We start from the raw sequence: 20,603 nt of genomic DNA on the forward strand, positions 1-20,603 counted from the left end.
GTCCCCTAGGGGACTCGAACCCCTGTTACCGCCGTGAAAGGGCGGTGTCCTAGGCCACTAGACGAAGGGGACGCAAAACCTTCTATACAACTGATCAGTGCTGAGAGCTGATCGATTCAAGGCCGGTGTGGCCAGACCTTGAACTGTAAAATTGGTGGAGCTAAGCGGGATCGAACCGCTGACCTCCTGCATGCCATGCAGGCGCTCTCCCAGCTGAGCTATAGCCCCGGATTTTTCGCCTCGCGGCGGAGCGACATCTTGCAACATCGCTTCTGTAAAACTGGCGTCCCCTAGGGGACTCGAACCCCTGTTACCGCCGTGAAAGGGCGGTGTCCTAGGCCACTAGACGAAGGGGACGCAAACCCTTCTATACAACAGATCACCGCTGAGTGGTGATCGCTTCAAGGCCGGTGTGGCCAGACCTTGAAGTGTAAATTGGTGGAGCTAGACGGGATCGAACCGTCGACCTCTTGCATGCCATGCAAGCGCTCTCCCAGCTGAGCTATAGCCCCTCATCGCTGAGGACGGGGCGAATCTTAATGGCGCATCGGAAGGCTGTCAAACTTATTTTTAAAATATTTCAAAGTTTTTTGCCGACATAACAATCACTTACCGCCCTCCCCCGTAAATCCGGGGGTGTTTCCATCCGTGTAGCGGCTGCCGCAGGCTGCGTTCGAGAGCGTAGCGCTCGCAATCCGGGTGCCCCGCCCTTCCGGGAAGATTGCGCGGCGGCCATTGGGGCCGCTACGCAGCCCAACGCAGCCTTCGGCAGCTGCTACGCGGGAACGGAGTGGATCAGGCGATGTTGCCCAAGAGTTTTTCCCACTCCTTGTTTTCCTTCTTCGACACGCCGCCCAGCAAGTCGATCGCCTGGCGCAGACGGAAACGGGTCAGGTCCGGACCCAAGATCTCCATCGCATCGAGCACCGACACCGAACTGGCCTGGCCAGTGATCGAGGCAAACATCAGCGGCATGGCGTCACGCAATTTCAGTTCCAGGGATTCGACCACCGCCTGAATCGTTGCGGTGATGCTGTCCTTCTCCCACTGACGCAGGCTTTCCAGCTTCCACAAAATCAACTGCATCAACTGACGAACCTGATCGCCCGACAGCTTCTTGGATTCGAACAGCTTGGCGTCCGGGTTCACGCCACCGGCGAAGAAGAAACCGGCCAGCGGTGCAACCTGGCTGAAGGTTTCGACGCGGCCCTGCACGTGCGGCGCGATCTTCATCATGTATTCCGGGTTCAGCGCCCATTTTTGCAGGCGCGAAGCGAACTCTTCCACCGGCAGGTCGCGCAGCCACTGACCGTTGAGCCACGACAGTTTCTCGATGTCGAAAATCGGCCCGCCGAGGGAGACGCGGCTCAGGTCGAAGTGATCGACCATTTCCTGCAGCGAGAACTTCTCGCGCTCGTCCGGCATCGACCAGCCCATGCGACCGAGGTAGTTGAGCATCGCTTCCGGCATGAAGCCCATGCGCTCGTAGAACGTCACCGAGGTCGGGTTCTTGCGTTTGGACAGCTTGCTCTTGTCCGGGTTACGCAACAGCGGCATGTAGCACAGCTCGGGTTGTTCCCAGCCGAAGTACTCGTACAACAGAATCAGTTTCGGTGCCGAGGGCAGCCATTCTTCGCCGCGCAGGACGTGGGTGATGCCCATCAGGTGGTCATCGACGACGTTGGCCAGGAAGTACGTTGGCAGACCGTCGGTCTTCATCAGCACTTGCATGTCCATGCGATCCCACGGGATCTCGACGTCGCCACGCAGCATGTCCGGCACCACGCAAACGCCTTCGCTCGGCACTTTCATGCGGATCACGTGCGGCTCGCCAGCGGCCAGGCGACGCGCGACTTCTTCCTTGGACAGCAACAACGCACGGCCGTCGTAACGCGGGGTTTCGCCGCGGGCCATTTGTTCGGCGCGCATCTGGTCGAGTTCTTCAGCGGTGCAGAAGCACGGGAAAGCGTGGCCCATTTCGACCAACTGCTGGCAGTACTTCTGATAGATGTCGCCACGCTCGCTCTGACGGTAAGGACCGTGCGGGCCGCCAACATCCGGGCCTTCGCTCCAGTCGATACCCAACCAGCGCAAGGCGTCGAAAATCTGTTGTTCGGACTCGCGAGTCGAACGCAATTGGTCGGTGTCTTCGATCCGCAGGATGAACTCACCGCCGTGCTGCTTGGCAAAGCAGTAGTTGAACAAAGCGATGTAAGCGGTTCCTACGTGGGGGTCCCCGGTAGGCGATGGCGCGATGCGAGTGCGGACGGTGGTCATGGCAAGTCTCGAAATGAAGATAAAACAAAGGGCGAATGGTAACAGGCGTTGCCCGCCCGGCTCCAGTGAGCAGGGCATTTAAGCCAAGGTTTGCACCATTGACCCTGTGGAGCTTGCCCGCGAAGAGGCCAGTACGAGCGCAGCAAATCAGACGGTGATCAACCGCTCACGCAACTTGCCAATTTCATCGCGCATCTGCGCTGCCGCTTCGAATTCAAGATCCCGCGCCAATGCGTACATCTTCTCTTCCAAGGCTTTGATGCGCTTGGCGACTTCCCCCGGAGAACGCAATTCGGCTTCGTACTTGGCGCTTTCCTCGGCGGCTTTGGCCATGCCTTTGCGCTTCTTGCTGCGCGAACCCGGCACGGTGGCGCCTTCCATGATGTCGGCAACGTCCTTGAACACGCCCTTGGGCGTGATGCCATTGGCCAGGTTGAAGGCAATCTGCTTGTCGCGACGACGCTCGGTCTCGCCGATCGCCCGCTCCATGGAACCGGTGATGCGATCCGCATAAAGAATCGCCCGACCATTGAGGTTGCGCGCCGCCCGGCCAATGGTCTGGATCAGCGAGCGCTCGGAACGCAGGAAGCCTTCCTTGTCCGCATCAAGGATCGCCACCAGCGACACTTCCGGCATGTCCAGGCCTTCACGCAGCAGGTTGATCCCCACCAGCACATCGAAGGTGCCCAGACGCAAGTCGCGGATGATTTCGACCCGCTCCACCGTGTCGATGTCCGAGTGCAGATAACGCACCCGCACGCCGTGGTCGGCCAGGTAATCGGTCAAGTCTTCAGACATGCGCTTGGTCAACGTGGTGACCAGCACCCGCTCTTCCAGCGCCACGCGCTTGCCGATTTCCGAAAGCAAATCGTCGACCTGGGTCAACGCCGGACGGATTTCGATTTGCGGGTCCACCAGGCCAGTCGGGCGGACCAGTTGCTCGACCACGCGACCGGCGTGCTCTGCCTCGTAATTGCCCGGCGTGGCCGAAACAAAGATCGTCTGCGGGCTGATGCTTTCGAACTCATCGAAGCGCATCGGCCGGTTATCCAGCGCGGACGGCAGGCGGAAACCGTATTCCACCAGCGTCTCTTTACGCGAACGGTCGCCCTTATACATGGCGCCAACCTGCGGCACGCTGACATGGGATTCGTCGATCACCAGCAAGGCATCGGCCGGCAGATAGTCAAACAAAGTGGGCGGCGCCTGGCCGGATTCGCGACCGGACAGGTAGCGCGAGTAGTTTTCGATGCCGTTGCAGTAACCCAGCTCGAGGATCATCTCCAGGTCGAAACGGGTGCGCTGCTCGAGGCGCTGGGCCTCAACGAGTTTATTGTTGGAGCGCAAGTATTCCAGGCGCTCCTGCAACTCGACCTTGATCCCTTCGACGGCATCCAGCAGGGTTTCTCGCGGGGTGACGTAGTGGCTTTTCGGATAGAACGTGAACCGCGGCAGCTTGCGGATCACTTCACCGGTCAGCGGATCGAAGGCGGACAGGCTCTCGACTTCGTCATCGAACAGCTCGATGCGGATCGCTTCGAAATCGGATTCCGCCGGGTGGATATCGATCACATCGCCGCGGACCCGGAAGGTCGCACGGGCAAACTCCATGTCGTTGCGGGTGTATTGCAGGTCTGCCAGGCGACGCAGCAACGCACGCTGATCGAGTTTGTCGCCGCGATCCACGTGCAGCACCATCTTCAGATAGGTTTCCGGACTGCCCAGACCGTAGATGCACGACACCGTGGTGACGATGATCGCGTCTTTGCGCTCCAGCAACGCCTTGGTCGCGGACAATCGCATCTGTTCGATGTGATCGTTGATCGAGGCGTCTTTCTCGATGAACGTATCCGATGACGGCACGTAGGCTTCGGGCTGGTAGTAGTCGTAGTACGAAACGAAGTATTCGACGGCATTGTTCGGGAAGAATGCCTTGAACTCACCGTACAACTGCGCGGCCAGGGTCTTGTTCGGCGCCAGGACCAGGGTCGGACGCTGAATCTGGGCGATCACATTGGCGATGCTGAAGGTCTTGCCCGAGCCGGTCACACCGAGCAACGTCTGGTGCGCCAGCCCGGCTTCGATGCCCTCGACCATCAGGCGGATGGCTTCCGGCTGATCGCCGGCGGGCTCGAAACGGGTGACTAGCTGGAATTCAGACATGAAAAACCTCTGGGTTCGCGCCTGTCCGGGTGAGCCGGGCAGCAACGGAAAGACCGCAAACGACCGATGTCGCCCGAGGAAAAAACTGGATTGTGCTCAATGTGGAGCCGATTGCCCTCGCTTTCAAGGCAATCGTCCTACATCAGGTAAAACCTTTGACGGTGCCAATCGACTAACGGTCGAGAAATAATCGGAAAAACTTACCGCAAAAGCCGAATCGTCTGTCGCCATCAATCGCAGATGGCCTCTATACTAGCTCCCCGTTTGTGCACCGCTCTAGTGCATTCGGCTGGAGCGCGACACGTCCCTCCATTTTCCATTCAGAGCCGCCGCAAAATGAGCCTGTTCTCCGCTGTCGAAATGGCACCACGCGATCCAATCCTGGGCCTCAACGAAGCATTCAACGCCGATACCCGCACCAACAAGGTCAACCTGGGGGTCGGTGTTTACTGCAACGAGGAGGGGCGAATTCCACTCCTGCGCGCCGTTGTCGAAGCCGAGACGATTCGCGTCGCTCAACACGCATCCCGTGGCTACCTGCCAATCGACGGTATTGCCGCCTATGACCAGGCCGTGCAAAAACTGCTGTTCGGCAATGACTCGCCGCTGATCGCCGCTGGCCGCGTCATCACCACCCAGGCCGTTGGCGGTACTGGCGCCCTGAAAATTGGTGCCGACTTCCTCAAGCAACTGCTGCCGAACGCCGTCGTGGCGATCAGCGACCCGAGCTGGGAAAACCACCGCGCGCTGTTCGAAACGGCCGGTTTCCCGGTGCAGAACTATCGCTACTACGACGCCGCGACCCACGACGTGAACCGTGCTGGCTTGCTGGAAGACTTGAACGCCCTGCCGTCCGGCTCCATCGTCGTCCTGCATGCTTGCTGCCATAACCCGACCGGTGTGGACCTGAGCCCGGCGGACTGGAAAAACGTGCTGGAAGTCGTCAAAGCGAAAGGTCACGTACCGTTCCTCGACATGGCCTACCAGGGCTTTGGCGATGGCATCGACGAAGACGCCGCTGCCGTGCGCCTGTTCGCTGAATCGGGTCTGACCTTCTTCGTCTCCAGCTCGTTCTCCAAATCGTTCTCGCTGTACGGCGAGCGCGTGGGCGCCCTGTCGATCGTCAGCGAATCGAAAGAAGAAAGCGCGCGCGTGCTGTCGCAAGTCAAACGCGTGATCCGCACCAACTACTCCAACCCGCCGACCCACGGTGCAAGCATCGTCGCCGCTGTACTGAACAGCCCGGAACTGCGTGCCCAGTGGGAAGAAGAACTGGCTGAGATGCGTCTACGGATTCGCGGCATGCGCATCCAGATGGTCGACCTGCTGGCGAAAAACGCGCCACACCGCGACTTCAGCTTCGTCGGCCGTCAGCGCGGCATGTTCTCCTACTCCGGCCTGACGGTTGAGCAAGTGACCCGCCTGCGCAGCGAGTTCGGCATCTACGCCCTGGACACCGGTCGCATCTGCGTGGCTGCACTGAACCAGAGCAACATCGACGTCGTGACCAAGGCCATCGTTGCGGTGATCTGAATCGCCCGGTGATACGAAAAACGGGAAGCCAAAATGGCTTCCCGTTTTTATTGGCCGCAGATAAATCTCAAAGCGGCAGCTGCGCCCTTTAAACTCCACACAAATTAAATGTGGGAGTGAGCCTGCTCGCGATAGCGGTCTTTCTGTCATATAGATACAAGATGTGCCGCCGCCATCGCGAGCAGGCTCGCCCCCACAGGTTTTATGTACACCCGAGAATTCTTGAGAACCCACATGAAAAACGATGACCTACGCGCCGACCGCGATGAGCTGGACCACTTTGTGCCCCGCACCCCGGCCAAACGCGGTAATAACCTGGTGATGCAAGTCGCTGCCGGCGTGTTTCTCGGCGGCCTGGCCTTGTGGCTGGTGCAGCTGGCCGCAACGATGCTATACGCCAAACTGGCGCTCGCTACAGTGACTTTCGGCGGTTAAGCCAGTTCGGTTGCCCGCTGGCTGGCTGCGTCGTCATAGGCGACGTAGAGCGACTCGGCGACCTGGCTTTTGATGGCCTTGGTGCTTTCCAGGCCCAGGACAAACCCTTCGGCCTTGCCACCGGCACGATTCAATTCATCAGCGGTGCTGGCCTGAGTGATTGCGTCGAACAGTTTTTCGGCGTGCGGGCCGACGCCTTTGGGCAGGCTGATCTGAGCGATGCTCATGCGAACACCCCGTTGTGGCGAGGTGTGGTGGTTGGGTGATTCATGGCGCGTACCTTTTCGGCGAATGGCCGGCAGCGCGTGTAACCACTTCCGGGCCGCCATGGTAGACCTCTGAAGCGGTTCTGGTAACCGCCCGCGGTCGATAAACCACCGCCCGTCCCCATGAACCCGTCAAATTGCCAACAGGTGCTTGACTTCTCTTTTTGAATCAGTAACATACACGCCATTCCGCGATAGCTCAGTTGGTAGAGCAAGTGACTGTTAATCACTGGGTCCCTGGTTCGAGTCCAGGTCGTGGAGCCAGACAGCAAAATCAAAAAGCCCCTGAATCGAAAGGTTCGGGGGCTTTTTTGTGTCTGACGGAAAAGCAAAAAAACCGATCTGTCTCTTCAACAGATCGGCCTTTTTCAGCGAGTGCCGGCGTCAGACATGCTCACTGCTTTTCGCATGCATCGTCCGCGGCTCTGCATGCTCATGCTCCGCCTCCACCACCGGAATCTCATTCCCGTCGCAGTCACGCAGCTTGCCGTCGCTGAAATAATCCCCTTCGCGCAACGCTGCCAGATCCTGATAACGCAGGACGCGCTCAGTGCCCGCCGCGAACACCGACTGCTGATCGGAGTTACCGGCAGTGAGGTGGTTGAAGGTCAGGTTCAGCACGATGGCCATGATCGCCGACGAGCTGATGCCCGAGTGGAAGATCGTGGCGAACCAGCTTGGGAAGTGGTCGTAGAAAGTCGGTGCAGCGATGGGGATCATGCCAAAGCCGATGGAGGTGGCAACGATGATCAGGTTGACGTTGTTGCGGTAGTCGACCTTGGACAGCGTACGAATACCGCTGGCGGCCACGGTGCCGAACAGCACGATACCGGCGCCGCCAAGGACAGAAGTCGGTACAGCGGCGATGACGCGGCCCATAAACGGCAGCAAGCCGAGGATCACCAGAAACAAACCGCCGGTAGCCACCACGAAGCGGCTCTTGATCCCGGTCACTGCCACCAGTCCGACGTTCTGGGCGAAGGCACTTTGAGTGAAGGAACCGAAGATCGGCGCGAACATGCTCGACAGCATGTCGGCACGCAGACCGTTGCCCAGGCGTTTGGAGTCGACTTTGGTGCCGATGATTTCACCCACCGCCAGAATGTCGGCCGAGGTTTCCACCAGCGTCACCATCACCACGATGCACATCGACAGGATCGCGGCGAAGTGGAAGGTCGGCATGCCAAAGTGGAACGGCGTCGGGAAGCCAAACATCGGGCCTTGAGTGACGGACGAGAAGTCAGCCATGCCAAGGAACACCGCAATCACCGTACCGATGACCATCGCCAGCAGGATCGACAAGCGGGAGATGGTCGCGCTGCCGATCTTGCTCAACAGCAGCACCAGCACCAGCGTCACCGCTGCCAGACCGATGTTCGCCATGCTGCCGAAGTCCGGGGCATGGCTGTTGCCACCCATGGCCCAGCGTGCGGCCACCGGCATCAGCGTCAGGCCGATGGTGGTGATCACAATGCCGGTGACCAGCGGTGGGAAAAACTTGGTGATTCGCGAGAACACCGGCGTGATCAGCAAGCCGATCAACGACGCGGCAATCACCGCCCCGAGAATCGATTGAAACCCGCCCTCCCCGCCACTGCTGACAATTGCCACCATCGTCGCGACACCAGAGAACGACACGCCCTGTACCAGCGGCAATTGGCAACCGAAAAACGGTAAACCCAGCGTTTGCAGTAATGTCGCCAAGCCCCCCGCAAACAGTGAAGCAGCAATCAACAAACCGATGTCCGCCGGCGAGAGCCCGGCTGCCTGGCCGATGATCAAAGGCACCGCGACGATGCCGCCGTACATGGTCAGAACGTGTTGCAGGCCGTAAGCCATATTCGCGCCGATCCCGAGATTTTCGTCCTCGGGCCGTTGGTGTGAAACATGGGGCGTTTTCATGGTTGGGGGGTTTCCTGGTTTTTGTTATGCGCACACTGTATGCAAGACTCAGGACAAATGTCTATAGAGTTGTATACAACTAATCAGTCAGATTATGGACACATGGCCATTCCATACCAGAGACTTGCCCTGCCACTCCCCCGATAAACCCTGCCGTTGCGCAGCCCTGGCGAACAATTACGGACATGGAAGCCGCCACCTGGAAGCCAAAACCTCCCGACAACATGACGCAAGGCAAGACGTGCACTACCTTGATAGGGGTACGCTCTTTTTGAGACCACGATAGGAAATCGATATGAGCAAGGCTGACCAACTCGCCGCGAAACTGAAGCAAACGCAGCACTCCAGCGACGACGCGACACATTGCGCCGACCAGCAGATCGACAGCTGGCCTGCACAGGTTTACGAGCTGTACCACCTCGTCGAAGCCTGGCTGGCACCGCTCAGCGAAGCCGGCCTGAACATTCGGCGAGTGCCCACGCACGTCTTCGAGCGTCATCCCGACGGTGAGACCTATGACTACGCGATCGACCAGTTACTGATTGAAGGCAATCACCACAGCATCACTTTCGACCCTGTCGCTCGTTTCACCGAGGATGGTGCCGGGCGGATCGAGATCCACACTCAAGGAAAAGCGCTCTCGATGCTGCGAACCGTGAACGAACACGGCGAGACACAGTGGTGGCTGCAGGCGATCGATCAATCCGGGCAACAACCGGATGCGATCGCCATGACCGAAGACACCCTGCTGTCGGTGATGCAGGAGGGGCTTGAGCTGTGAGGATCAGGGTTGTTGAATCAGCCTCTCAATAACCCGACGCAACGTCACCTCCCGCGGTACCCGAATGTCGAATTCGTTGCGCAACAAATCCATCAATTCGTCCACATCAGCCACCTGCCGCCGCTCAGTCTCACGGCCGATCCGATGAATTGCAAAACTGCCGTTGTTCAGCGTGCGGCGCCACCCTTCGCCGGTGCGCGCCACCATCAGCTGCCTGGCGAACGGCGATTCCGGATGGGTCGAGACATACCAGTTGCCAACGGCGTAATCGATGTCTTCCTGGCGCTGCAAATCGAAAATGTACATCGCCCGCCATTCTCCGGCGACGTTGGCGCGCAGGGTGTAGCCATCCTCATGCTGCTCGATGCGATACGGTTCGTGAGGTGTGAACTGTTCAACCGGGGTATCGAGCATCAGCGGTGCGGTGGGCACCATGCCGCCGAAGCCGACGTCGGTGATGTATCGCACGCCGTCCAGCGTCACCAGGCTCAAGCGATGTGTGCGGGCGGTCCATGCGCCTTCGGGTTGGCCCATGACCACTCGGCCGGAGATGCCGCGAGCATCGAAGCCCAACGTCTGGAGCAAGGCCAGGAACAGATTGTTGAGTTCGTAGCAGTACCCGCTACGACCATCGTGCAGGACCTTTTGCTCGATGGACGGCAGGTCGATGAGCACCGGTTGCCCCGACAACGTGTTGAGGTTTTCGAACGGGAACGCGCCGGTGTGGCGCAGTTGAAGCTGGCACAGGGTTTCCAGGGTCGGCGCGGGAGGCGCGTCGAAGCCCAGGCGCTGGAGGTACAACGCAAGATTGCCCAGATGTGGCTCACTCATTGCTCAGTCCTTATCCTTATGCAGGGGGGCCGGATCTCTCCGCTGACAGGCGCCATGTATAAGGGAAAAAGCGGTTCGACCGACAATTGATTTAGCCAATCGCCACACACTTCAAACTCAACGCCGCTTACGCGGACTCAGTCGAATCCACGCCGGTGCGTGATCACTCGCGTGGGGCTCGTTGCGAACCCAGGCATCCACTCCGCCCTCCTGCAAATAAGGGCTCAGCACCGGATTAAGCAACAGATGATCGATGCGCAGCCCCGAGTTCTTTTGCCAGTGCTGGCGAAAATAATCCCAGAAGGTATAGAGCCGATCCTGCGGATACAGATGGCGCAAGGAATCGGTCCAGCCCTGGGCCAGCAGGCGCTGATAACACTCGCGGCTTTCAGGTTGCAGCAACGCATCCTTCAGCCAGGATCGCGGGTTGTAAATGTCGAGGTCGGTGGGCACCACGTTGTAGTCACCGGCCAGGACCACAGGATGCTCGCTGGCCTGAAGCGTCTGCGCGTAGTGGATCAGCCGTTCGAACCACGCCAGCTTGTAATCGAACTTCGGCCCCGGCTGCGGGTTGCCATTGGGCAGGTACAGGCAGCCCACCAGAACCCCATGCACGGCGGCCTCCAGATACCGACTATGGGTGTCGCTATCATCGCCCGGCAGGCCTCGACGACTCTCCAGCGGCTGCGCGTCCCGCGCCAGAATCGCCACGCCGTTCCACGACGACTGTCCTTGCCAGAGCGCGCCGTAACCCGCGGCCTCAAGCTCGGCGGCGGGGAACGCACTGTCGACTGATTTGAGCTCTTGCAAACAGGCGATGTCTGGCTGCTCTCGCTCAAGCCAGGCCAGCAAGTTCGGCAGTCGGGCGCGCATGCCGTTGACGTTGAATGTCGCGATTTTCAGGTTTTTCATGGGCCAACGCTCACAACGCAGGGTCGATATCCAGTTGTGACCGAAGGTGCGTGCTGGCAGTTGCCTCTACGGGCGAGTCAGGCGACTAAAGGCGCGGCCCTACACGGGAAACTCGTCATGCGATGCCTTCAGCAATGGCAGCAACGCCTGCTTTTCCATAGGTCGACTCAAATAGAAGCCCTGCACCTCATGGCACTGGTCCGAGATCAGGAAGTCCAGTTGCTCGAGGGTCTCGACGCCTTCTGCGGTCACGGTCAGGCCCATGGCTTTGCCCAGGTTGATGATCGCCTGCACCACGGCGCGGTCATTGCCGCCGCCGCTCATGGACGAGATGAAACGCTTGTCGATCTTGATCCCGTCGAACGGGTACGTGCGCAGGTAACCCAGGGACGAATAGCCGGTACCGAAATCGTCCATGTTCAACCGCACGCCCAGCTCCTTGAGCGCATTCATGGTCGTCAACGCGCCCTCCACATCGATGAGCATCACGTTTTCGGTGATCTCCAGCTCCAGACGACTGGCCGGTAAACGGCTCTGGATCAAGGCCTCCCTGACGTCCTCCACCACATCGCTGCGGGCAAATTGAACAGGCGACAAATTGACCGACACCATCAACGCACCAGGCCAGGTCAGGGCCGTTTCACAGGCTTCGCGCAACACCCAGCGCCCCAAAGGCACGATCAGGTCAGTCTGCTCGGCCAAAGGAATAAACTCGTCGGGGCTCAGCAGCCCCTGCTCCGGATGCTGCCAGCGCAGCAACGCTTCCACCGAGACCACCTGCTTGCCGTCCATGTTGTAGCGCGGCTGGTAGTGCATCAGGAACTCGTTGTTCTTGATCGCCCGGCGCAGGTCGTTTTCCAGTTGCCGACGGTGCTGGATCTGATCGTTCATGTGCGGCGCAAAGTAGCACCAGGTCCTCTTGCCGTCGGATTTAGCCTGATACAGCGCAATGTCGGCACACCGGATCAGTTCATTGGGAATGTGCCCCTGACGCCGACTCAAGGCCACACCGATGCTCGCGCCGATGTGCAGCGTGTGATGCTCGTAATGAATCGGCTGCTGCAGGCTTTCGAGCAAACGCTCGCAGAACCGGTCGATTTCAGCGTGGCTGTCCATGCCGTTGAGCACCAGCACAAACTCATCACCACCGAGCCGCGCGACCAGATCGATGTCCCGCGTGCACTCGCGCAATCGGGTGGCCACTTCCAGCAATACCGCGTCGCCTGCCGGGTGACCGAGGGAATCGTTGATCGGCTTGAAGTTATCCAGATCGATCATCAACAGCACCAGCGCTGCCGAATGCTCTTTAAGCGCCAGGGCCTCGTCGAGGAAACGCGCCAGTTTGTTGCGATTCGGCAGCCCCGTCAGGGCATCGTGCAACGACAGATGCTGGATCTGGGCATGGGCGGCGACTTCATCGGTGATGTCGCTGGCCGTCCCGCGATAGCCCACTACCGCGCCCTTGCGATGGATCGGTCGTGCCGAAACCCGGCAGATACGCTGTTGCCCCGACTGATCGCGATAGGAGCAGCGCAGATGGCTGACGGGCTGTTCTTCATTGAGCTTATGCAGCCACCGCGACAAGGGCAGCGTGTCGCAATTGAGCAGTTGCCCGATGTCCCGCCCTATCCATTGCCGATCGGAAAAACCGGTGACGGTGGCGAAACGTCCTGACAGATAAGAGATGCAATGTTTGTCATCGATTTCCCAGATCCAGTCGGAAGCAGCCTCAGCCACTGCACGAAAACGTTCTTCACTGGCCTCCAGCGCCTGGTTCGATAAATCGAGGCTGGTGTAGCTCGCATCCACGTGCCCGGACGTGCGCAAGACATACCGGAAGAAATAAGCCGTTAACAACGCCAGCACCAACAGCGCGCTGCCCAATGGCGGCAGCAACGACCAGAGCAACTGATGACCCGGTTGCTCAAGTCGGGAAACCAGGCTGTAGCCAGTGTCCGCCAGCGCCACGGCCGGGCTGCCGGGCGCGATGGCGTTATCCGGCGTCAGGTTTAAATCATGCAAACCGTAATCGGTGCTCAGGGTGCTGAGCTTGTCAGGGCTTAGTTGGTCGACAAACACCAGCACCGAGGTGCTTTGCGGATCGACCGCCGGCCTATCGTCATTGGGAACGATTGCAGCAGCCGTCAGCAATGCCGGCTTGCCCTCGAACAGCGTGAACTGGCTGATCGGGTCAATGAGGCTTTCCTGACGCTGGACTGCTTCTATCAGTGTCGCCATGGATGCCGAAAGATAGGTGGTCGCCGCCTCCTGGACTTGAAGCCCGCGCACCAAGGCGTATTTGGTTTGCTGACGATCGACCACGAAGACACCATCGTAGTGATCGATGCTGAACAGGGTTTTGCCCAGGTTCTGCTCGACGTAAGCCCATTGCACATCAACCTTGCCGTCCAAATGGTCGTAGGCGCTCGTCCAGTTTGCATAACTGGCGATGTAGTTTTTCGAGGCGGTGATGCGATTTTCCAGCGCACGCTGGGTGTAGAAAGTGGTCTTGGCCAGGTCCTGGGCGTCCAGCCGTCCGGCAATGTTGAACAAGGCCAACAAAGCGATCAGCACCCCCAGAACAAACAGCAGGCCGACGACAAACACCAGGTTACGGGTTATCGGCGTATGACGGGGAGCGGTGACGGGGGTTACGGCGGTCATATCCATGCACTGGGTCCTGTGAATCGATTGCCTGATCGGGATGCGACGCTCGCAATGCTTTTTTACCAACGCACTCGCCGAACGTTCACTGAACATAGCAGCCATGCTGGGCCCTGGCGCCTGGATAACGCAACCCATTGCAGCAATTGAAGAACCGTTGACACAACCATCGCCAATCGACGGCTGCTGCCCTGTAATTGCACACCAGCCACTCGTCAACCAGCCGGCACCCACCGCCCTGCCCTTCATACCATCATCAGGTAACGACTCATCTTTGGAGGCGCATCCTGATGACCATCAAAATGACTTCGCTGTTACTGGCTGGAGTGCTGTGCGCCCTGTCCGTCGGTATTTTTGCTGCCCCAGGCGATGGCGCTGATGCGAAGGGTAGCCAATCGGGCTCATTCGGCGGCTCGACCATGGCGCCCAACAATAACCCTGGCCAACCCTCGAACGATCAAAACACTAATCGCGGCAATAGCGGATCGGGCTCGTCGGATAGCGGAAACGGTGGCAATGCCGGGAACAGCGGTTCTGGCGCGGGAGGTGGCACGGGCGCGGCAGGCGGTGGAACAGGCGGTGCCGGCGGTGGGACGGGCAGCTGGACGCGTAAAAACAGCCGATGATCGTCGGCTGCTTTTAGGCCTGAAACGCGCAACTAGGTTGGCTTGACCGGTGGCGGATTCCACTTGCCGTTCAAAACCTCGGGCTTGGGCCCATACAAACGCATGGTCAGGTTGAAACCGCCCTTCGGTGCCGGCAGCCAATTGGCTTCAAGGTCCTTGCCGGGGTTTTCGTGCTGGAGGTAGATGTCCAGCGAACCGTCGGCATTAGTCTTGAACGGCATCCAGCTACTGACTGCAAAGCGGTTGAGCGCATTGCCGACCTGGAAACCCTCGGGGTCGTACAAGGTGATCGACCAAAAAGCGTTTACCGGTGGCGTTTCACCCTTTTCGAAATGCAGCACGTATTTGTTCGAGCCATCGAGTGGCTTGCCTTCGACATCGCCGATGTTCAGCGGATAAATCGCATCCTCGGGCAAGTTGGCACCGAGCCCGATCTGCGCAACGATCGCGCGCTTGAGGTAGTAGTTGCCATAGACGCCCATGGTGTCGGTGTTCATCGACCAGCCGTTGACCACACGAGCGAGGGTTGGAACCTTCCACGTCATCAGCGCCTGCGCGTCCTTGGGCACGGTCTGCAACGCTGCTTGGATTTCAGGGTCCAGCGCCTTCATGTCGAAGGATTTTCCGGGCTCGATACCGATACGCTTCATCTGCGCCAGGATCGGTTGATCGCTGATGTGCGCAGGATGCACCTTGAGCAATTCGGCGGCGTAGGCGAAGTAGTCCGCCGCCGACATTGAGTCGACCTGGATCTTGGGCGGGGTCTTCATATCCACGGCCGGGTCAATGTTCACGCTGACCGGCTCGGCGCTTTTACCCAGCCGGGACAACGGTGTCACCGTATAGCCAGCCTGAATTTTGTGTACCGCCGCGTAGTCCGCGGCGCCGTCGGTCTTGGTGCGGCCAATGACCCAGACAATGGGCGTGGGCGCCGGCAGATGGTTCAGTCCGGCTGGCACCGTCCCGGTCCAGCCCGGCGGTGTCACCAGGAACTGCCCCGCCTGGGTGCCCGTGGTGCGCCAGCCCGGTGAGGCGAACACATCGGTCCACATGTCGAGCATCGGCAGCAAGTAAAAACGTCCGGCCGTATCGGGCGCTGCGATCACCAGCGGCTCTTCGGTCAAATCCAGCCAGGCAATGGAATACAAGGTGTCGAAGTTCGAACGCACCACCCCTTTGAAATCCGCAGGCGGATACTGCGGAACGCTGACAAACATATTCATCGGACCTTTGCCGAATTCCTTGCCAGGTTCGATATTGGTGAATTGCTTGCGGGTAATGTCCATGGTCAACAGCGGGTACAAATAAAGGTAGGCATCCACGCCGATGGCGTGTGCTTCTTCGGCTGTGACTTTCGATTGAGCCTGGCTGGCGAGCGGAAAGACGACGCTGGCTGCTACGGTTAGAGCAACGGCTGTCAATGCTTGAGTAATCAACATTCTGAGATCATCCGTGCGGTGGGAAGACCTGCCGGGATCGACAGGGTTACCGCAACTCTAGACGATCAATCGAAGGGGATCTGACAGGCAGACAGCCGGCTGGCCGCGGTGTTGCGCGGGTGAAACACCCTCGATAGACAGCTCAACGATCCGAACGCAGCAGTGCCTCGACACCGCCCTCCATCGACAGCACCGCCGAGCGGTTTCGCCCCGAATGCTTGGCTTGATACAGCGCTGCGTCCGCGCGTTCGATAAACACTTCCATGCTGTCCCGCCCCGTCGGCACAAACGAGTAACAACCCAGGCTGACCGTCACGAAGCCCGAGGGCGAACCGCTGTGGAGGATGTTCTTGTCCATGACGCTGCGGCGGATCTGCTCGGCAATCACCATCGCGCCGTGAATGTCGGTGTCGGGCAGCAATACCGCAAACTCTTCACCGCCATAGCGCACGGCCAAATCGGCCTTTCGATGGCAGCAGCCTTTCACCGCCCGCGCCACTTCAGCCAGGCAATGGTCTCCCGCCACGTGGCCATAAGTGTCGTTGTAGCGCTTGAAGTAATCGATATCGAGCATGATCAGGCTTAGCGAACTCGACTGCCGGGCACCTCGGCTGAATTCGATGTCCAGCGCGCCCTCGAACAGCCGGCGATTGCCCAGGCCGGTCAGGCTGTCGTGGGTCGCGATCAGCTTCAGCGCTTCCTTTGCCTTGCGCAAATCCGCCTCGACCTGTTCGCCGACACGCACCTGATAAAGGAACATCCAACCGAACAGCCCTACGCCCACCACCACCAGGGCAACGATGACTGTGGAGCGAAATGCCGTGTCGTACCAATCCTTGAGAATCGCCTCCCTGGACGAGGCGGCAGACACGACCAACGGATAAGCGTCGAGCTCACGGTAGCCATGCAACCGCACAACACCATCGAGCAGCGAGCTGAACATCGCGTTCCCGGCAGGCGCGTTGGGCAGCAACTTCTCGAAGATCTCGCCCTTGGCCAGTGATGTGCCAATCAGCGACTCCACAAACGGTCGGCGCGCCAGCAGCGTTCCGTCGGTCAATGCCAAAAACATCGAACCGTTGCCATCAATGCTGAAGCTTTTGAAGAACTGATCGAAGTACGCCATCTTGATGCCGGCCAACAAGACGCCCTGGAAATTGCCATTCCTGTCGTTCACCCGTTTTGATACCGGAATGATCCATTCGCCGTTTCCTCGACTGCGAATCGCCGGCCCGATGTGCGCCAGGGAGGAGACGTTCTGCTGGTGGAACTTGAAATAATCGCGATCCCCCACACCGGCTCCGCGTGGCAGCTCGTCGAAAGAGGTAACGATCCACTGTCCCTTTTGGTCGAACAGAAATATCCCGTGCAATTGATGCAGTGCCTGCACTCGCCGGGCGAATGTTTTCTGCAAGCGTGCCTTTTGCGGCGCACCGAAACCGTCAACCTGAATCCAGTCGGCCAGACTGGTCAGCACCAGTTCGGCTTGCATGAAGGTGTCTTCAGCTTGTTGCGCCATGGCCCGTGTCAGGTTTGTAGACGCCACTTGCGCCAAGGCCAGGTCATGCCGGCGCGACTGCTCCAGTTGCAGGTACAGCAAACCGCACAGGCTCAGGCACACGACTGCGATAAACAGTACCGCTGCTTTGCGCAAAGGTAACCGTTTCAGCGTGACGCCAGTGGCGTTGTGCGGATCGTGAAGAGGGATAGACAAAAGCTCGTCCTGTAAGGGTAAGGCATGGGTATCACCCCAAAACCCTTATTTTTTGTGAGCTTAGTCTACGAGGGGATGGCGGGCAAATGCCGTTTGGCTAGCCGTTGCATCGCACTGCGCAAATGCGCCCGAGCTGGCGCATTTGCCGGTATGCCCGCGGGGCAACCTCCCAGACATAATCACCCAACAAAAAAACAGGCGCCTCGCGGGCGCCCATTAAGTACGAATTACCTTCAGATCAACTTGTCGATCTCATCCAGCGTCACTCGGGGAATGAGTTCGCCGGGAATCCGTGAGGAACTGGACAGGTTGTAGACCCGAAAATCTTCACTCACGACGTACTTCGACAAGATCTCGAACGACGGCAGGATTCGCGTATAAAAATGCTGATCGAGCAGGCATGGCGAGGCGACCGTGTCGGCCCCTTCATAAAACCGGCTTACAGACTGATTCAAATCGACGCCTACCAGAAACACCTTGGTAAACCCCACGTGATAGGCAATCTGTAACGCCAGATAAGCCACCGTACGAGCATCAAAAAAACCGCGTTTAAGGTTCTTGCTGAAACCAAGGGTTCTGTTACGGCCATTTCCAAGTTTGCGACTTCTGACGAGTTCTTTATCGGCCCTGAAAACCAGGTCCGTCCAGGAGAGCTTGGGGGCTCGGCCGAGTAAATACAGTTCGCCTTCAGGCGGGACCGTCGTATGCCAGATGTGCTCTTGCCACAGCGCCACCCGCTGGCTGATGCGCATGGCCTCTGAAAACAGTTCGGGTTGTTGCCTGGAAAAGCCTTGATCCGTACAGGCATAAAAGAAAGGCTTGATACCTGTCCCGGAGAACATGGAAATGGCGCCGTTCATTGTGATCATCGGAACGTTCGCAAACTTTTCCAGCGGAAAATCCTTGGCGGACGCCCCCGAAGCAATGATAAACACGGCACCTTTCTGGATGTTGCGGCACTCATCGAGGTCATGCCCATTAAGCATGCCTGTATTGAGTGACGGTTTTTTTTGCGCAACATCCATCTTCAATTCCCTATCCCTTCACATCAATGATCGGCGGACTTTTTTTGCATTGTGATAGTTTTCAACAGGCGAGCCAACCTTTTGGCTTCCCCATTCCCTGAATCTGCGACGGAGCGCAAAGGTTGATGCAGAGCGCTTGCAACGTCAGTGCATCGATGACCTGCCGGTTACCTACGGATAGCACACCTCGCCTGTTTCAGGATCATTACCGGTTTTGCCCCGTCGCGACCGCGGAAGTTCCTGCTCGTCGCACATCCAGGACGGGCAGTTCCGAAGGCTGATTGAGCCCCCGCAGTACCGCGGAGTCATAGCCGTATACATCAGGTTTAAACATCACTCGACCATCACTACTCAGATCCACCGTCCAGTAAGCCAACAGCACCGGCACTTTGACGGGAAGCCTGATGTTTTCGGTCTTGCCGTTAGCCAGCTGGGCCCGTATTGCGGCGCTGCTCCAACGAACCGGGTCATTGAACAGTAGCTCTACCAACTGCAGTGGATTCTCCACTCGTATGCAGCCTGAACTGGTGGCACGGCGCGATTGCGCAAACAGCTCACGATGCGGCGTGTCGTGGAGATAAATCGAATATTCATTGGGAAACCGAATGACCACTTGCCCCAGTGAGTTATCCGGCCCCGCATCCTGTCGCAGCGTGATACCGCGTGCGTTATCCCAGTCGACGGTCGACGGATCGAGCACATTCCCCTCTCGATCAAGGGCTCTTATTCGGTTGGCGGCCAGGTAGCCGGGATCTCTTCGTATCTTCGGCAGCATGTCTTTGACGAGGATGGTCGGTGGTACGGTCCAGGTGGGGTTGAACGTTACGTAAGTGATCTCGGATTGAAACACCGGCGTACTGCGAAACGGCTTACCGACCTGAACCCGGGAACGCCATATCGCCTTCCCGTCGCGATAAAGCGCCACCTTGTAACCCGCAATATCAACGATGACAAAAGTGCCCTGAAGTTTGTACAGCAACCAGCGCGCGCGCTCCATGTTCACCCGGACCTGGTCTATCCGTGCTTCTACGGGCACATTCAACGCCGCCAGTGTCGCTGCGCCCGCCACGCCATCCGCCCCCAGGTATTGCTCGGCCTGATACTTTTTCACTGCTGCGGTGACGCTGTCGTCGTAGTCAGTGCGTGGGCTCTTCGATGGGGCCAGATAACCACCCGCCACCAAGCGTGCGCGCAACTGCGCGACAGCGGCGTCATCCATGCCTGGCTTGAGCGATTGGCCTTCGGCAACCTTCGGCCAGCCGCCAGTGTCCCGAACCTTGCGCAGTTGCGCCAGGCCCACGCGCAGGCTGCGGTAAACCGCCTCTTGTGGCGGTGCTTCGGCGAAAGCGCGCGCCACGTCATGCGCATCGAGCGCGGCGAACAATTTATGCATGTCTCCACGGGGATCGGCACCCACAGGGTCGAAATTCCAATGAATGTCCAGACGCGAAGGGTCAACCTTGCCGCGCCGCAATTGCAGCAACGCCGTGACAAAGGTACGGGTGGCTGCGATATCGAACGCCGCCCGTTGCGCCACTGTTGGCGCTGCTGCCTGCATCGACGCCCGGGCATTCGCCAATTCCTCGATATGAAAGTCGGCAGGGTCCAACCCATCGGCCTGGGTCTCGCTCAGGCTTTTCAATAACTGGATGACATCGCGGTCGTTGGCCCAGGCCGAGCGGTAACCCCGATGCATGTAAAAATCCATGACCACACGACTCGGGTCCATCCGTTGATGGCCACGGGAAGTGAGCAAGGGAGGAAACGATGAGCTCAAGGGCTCAAGTGCCGCCTGAATCGTTTGAGCGACGTAATCGTCAGGTGCTGCGCCATTTCTGCGGATAGCAGCAGATACCCCCTCAATCGGCGAGGTTTCTGCAATCGCTGCGCCGCTGATCAGAAAGCCCATAAAAAACATGCGGCTTATGACGAATAACCTTGTTAACTGCCCCATGGATAATCCTTAATCGCCCCGTATTCAACGGCTAGCATCCTGCACACTGCTAGACTCGAAACATTAATGTGAGATTTACAT

The 20,603-nt window shown here is 58.7% G+C and carries 15 protein-coding genes and 5 tRNA genes; 5 read left to right on the forward strand and 15 right to left on the reverse strand.

From position 1 onward, the window contains the following. The 6 genes from AC3WP4_RS21750 to uvrB all read right to left on the reverse strand — a co-directional run bounded on the left by AC3WP4_RS21750 (position 1) and on the right by uvrB (position 4,440). A tRNA-Glu gene (locus AC3WP4_RS21750) sits at positions 1-72 on the reverse strand. Between the two features lie 80 nt (positions 73-152). After that, positions 153-228, reverse strand: a tRNA-Ala gene (locus tag AC3WP4_RS21755). A 53-nt stretch (positions 229-281) separates the two neighbouring features. Next, positions 282-357 (reverse strand) — tRNA-Glu (locus tag AC3WP4_RS21760). Positions 358-436: 79 nt separating this feature from the next. Next, positions 437-512: transfer RNA gene (locus AC3WP4_RS21765), tRNA-Ala, on the reverse strand. A gap of 283 nt (positions 513-795) precedes the next feature. Further along, positions 796-2,277, reverse strand: a complete 1,482-nt coding sequence (gene gltX / locus AC3WP4_RS21770) for a glutamate--tRNA ligase (protein ID WP_074875216.1) — start codon at positions 2,275-2,277, stop codon at positions 796-798. A 147-nt stretch (positions 2,278-2,424) separates the two neighbouring features. After that, complete coding sequence (gene uvrB / locus AC3WP4_RS21775) at positions 2,425-4,440, reverse strand: excinuclease ABC subunit UvrB (RefSeq protein WP_074875214.1); 2,016 nt, start codon at positions 4,438-4,440, stop codon at positions 2,425-2,427. 336 nt (positions 4,441-4,776) lie between these two features. On the opposite strand from uvrB, the gene AC3WP4_RS21780 reads away from it, so the two are divergent. Both AC3WP4_RS21780 and AC3WP4_RS21785 read left to right on the forward strand, forming a co-directional pair. After that, entirely contained in the window at positions 4,777-5,973 is a 1,197-nt protein-coding gene (locus AC3WP4_RS21780) for an amino acid aminotransferase (protein ID WP_102615227.1), read from the forward strand. Positions 5,974-6,207: 234 nt separating this feature from the next. Next, positions 6,208-6,408, forward strand: a complete 201-nt coding sequence (locus AC3WP4_RS21785) for a hypothetical protein (RefSeq protein WP_074875210.1) — start codon at positions 6,208-6,210, stop codon at positions 6,406-6,408. Here AC3WP4_RS21785 and AC3WP4_RS21790 read toward each other — a convergent pair. Beyond that, complete coding sequence (locus AC3WP4_RS21790; protein WP_008007186.1) at positions 6,405-6,635, reverse strand: hypothetical protein; 231 nt, start codon at positions 6,633-6,635, stop codon at positions 6,405-6,407. The two genes, AC3WP4_RS21785 and AC3WP4_RS21790, sit on opposite strands and share 4 nt — an antisense overlap. A 227-nt stretch (positions 6,636-6,862) precedes the next feature. Here AC3WP4_RS21790 and AC3WP4_RS21795 point away from each other — a divergent pair. After that, a tRNA-Asn gene (locus AC3WP4_RS21795) sits at positions 6,863-6,938 on the forward strand. 120 nt (positions 6,939-7,058) lie between these two features. Here the strand turns inward: AC3WP4_RS21795 and AC3WP4_RS21800 are convergent. Beyond that, positions 7,059-8,576 (reverse strand): nucleobase:cation symporter-2 family protein, encoded by a 1,518-nt coding sequence (locus tag AC3WP4_RS21800; protein ID WP_102615228.1) that lies wholly within the window; start codon positions 8,574-8,576, stop codon positions 7,059-7,061. A 295-nt stretch (positions 8,577-8,871) separates the two neighbouring features. Between AC3WP4_RS21800 and AC3WP4_RS21805 the strand changes: the two genes are divergently transcribed. Further along, positions 8,872-9,357, forward strand: coding sequence for a hypothetical protein (locus tag AC3WP4_RS21805; RefSeq protein WP_102615229.1), 486 nt, complete (start codon positions 8,872-8,874; stop codon positions 9,355-9,357). A gap of 3 nt (positions 9,358-9,360) precedes the next feature. Here AC3WP4_RS21805 and AC3WP4_RS21810 read toward each other — a convergent pair whose 3' ends face one another. From AC3WP4_RS21810 to AC3WP4_RS21820, 3 genes are all read right to left on the reverse strand, one after another. Next, positions 9,361-10,188, reverse strand: a complete 828-nt coding sequence (locus tag AC3WP4_RS21810; protein WP_102615230.1) for an arylamine N-acetyltransferase family protein — start codon at positions 10,186-10,188, stop codon at positions 9,361-9,363. A gap of 117 nt (positions 10,189-10,305) precedes the next feature. Continuing rightward, a complete protein-coding gene (locus AC3WP4_RS21815) occupies positions 10,306-11,100 on the reverse strand; it encodes an exodeoxyribonuclease III (RefSeq protein ID WP_102615231.1) in 795 nt (264 codons plus the stop codon). 99 nt (positions 11,101-11,199) lie between these two features. Further along, positions 11,200-13,770 (reverse strand): bifunctional diguanylate cyclase/phosphodiesterase, encoded by a 2,571-nt coding sequence (locus AC3WP4_RS21820; protein WP_102615232.1) that lies wholly within the window; start codon positions 13,768-13,770, stop codon positions 11,200-11,202. Between the two features lie 281 nt (positions 13,771-14,051). On the opposite strand from AC3WP4_RS21820, the gene AC3WP4_RS21825 reads away from it, so the two are divergent. Next, positions 14,052-14,390 (forward strand): hypothetical protein, encoded by a 339-nt coding sequence (locus AC3WP4_RS21825; RefSeq protein WP_102615252.1) that lies wholly within the window; start codon positions 14,052-14,054, stop codon positions 14,388-14,390. Positions 14,391-14,422: 32 nt separating this feature from the next. On the opposite strand, the gene AC3WP4_RS21830 is transcribed toward AC3WP4_RS21825, so the two are convergent. The 4 genes from AC3WP4_RS21830 to AC3WP4_RS21845 form a co-directional block, all read right to left on the reverse strand. After that, positions 14,423-15,829 carry a DUF1254 domain-containing protein gene (locus AC3WP4_RS21830; protein WP_102615233.1) on the reverse strand — a complete coding sequence of 469 codons (1,407 nt, stop codon included), beginning with the start codon at positions 15,827-15,829 and terminating at the stop codon, positions 14,423-14,425. A 142-nt stretch (positions 15,830-15,971) separates the two neighbouring features. Then, on the reverse strand, positions 15,972-17,543 hold the full coding sequence (locus AC3WP4_RS21835; protein WP_102615234.1) for a sensor domain-containing diguanylate cyclase: 1,572 nt from the start codon (positions 17,541-17,543) through the stop codon (positions 15,972-15,974). 233 nt (positions 17,544-17,776) lie between these two features. Beyond that, positions 17,777-18,568 (reverse strand): WaaZ-like lipopolysaccharide core biosynthesis protein, encoded by a 792-nt coding sequence (locus AC3WP4_RS21840; protein WP_074875195.1) that lies wholly within the window; start codon positions 18,566-18,568, stop codon positions 17,777-17,779. Positions 18,569-18,773: 205 nt separating this feature from the next. Continuing rightward, positions 18,774-20,522, reverse strand: coding sequence for a L,D-transpeptidase family protein (locus AC3WP4_RS21845; protein WP_102615235.1), 1,749 nt, complete (start codon positions 20,520-20,522; stop codon positions 18,774-18,776). Positions 20,523-20,603: the final 81 nt, after the last annotated feature.

It is taken from the genome of Pseudomonas sp. FW305-20 (assembly GCF_058788075.1).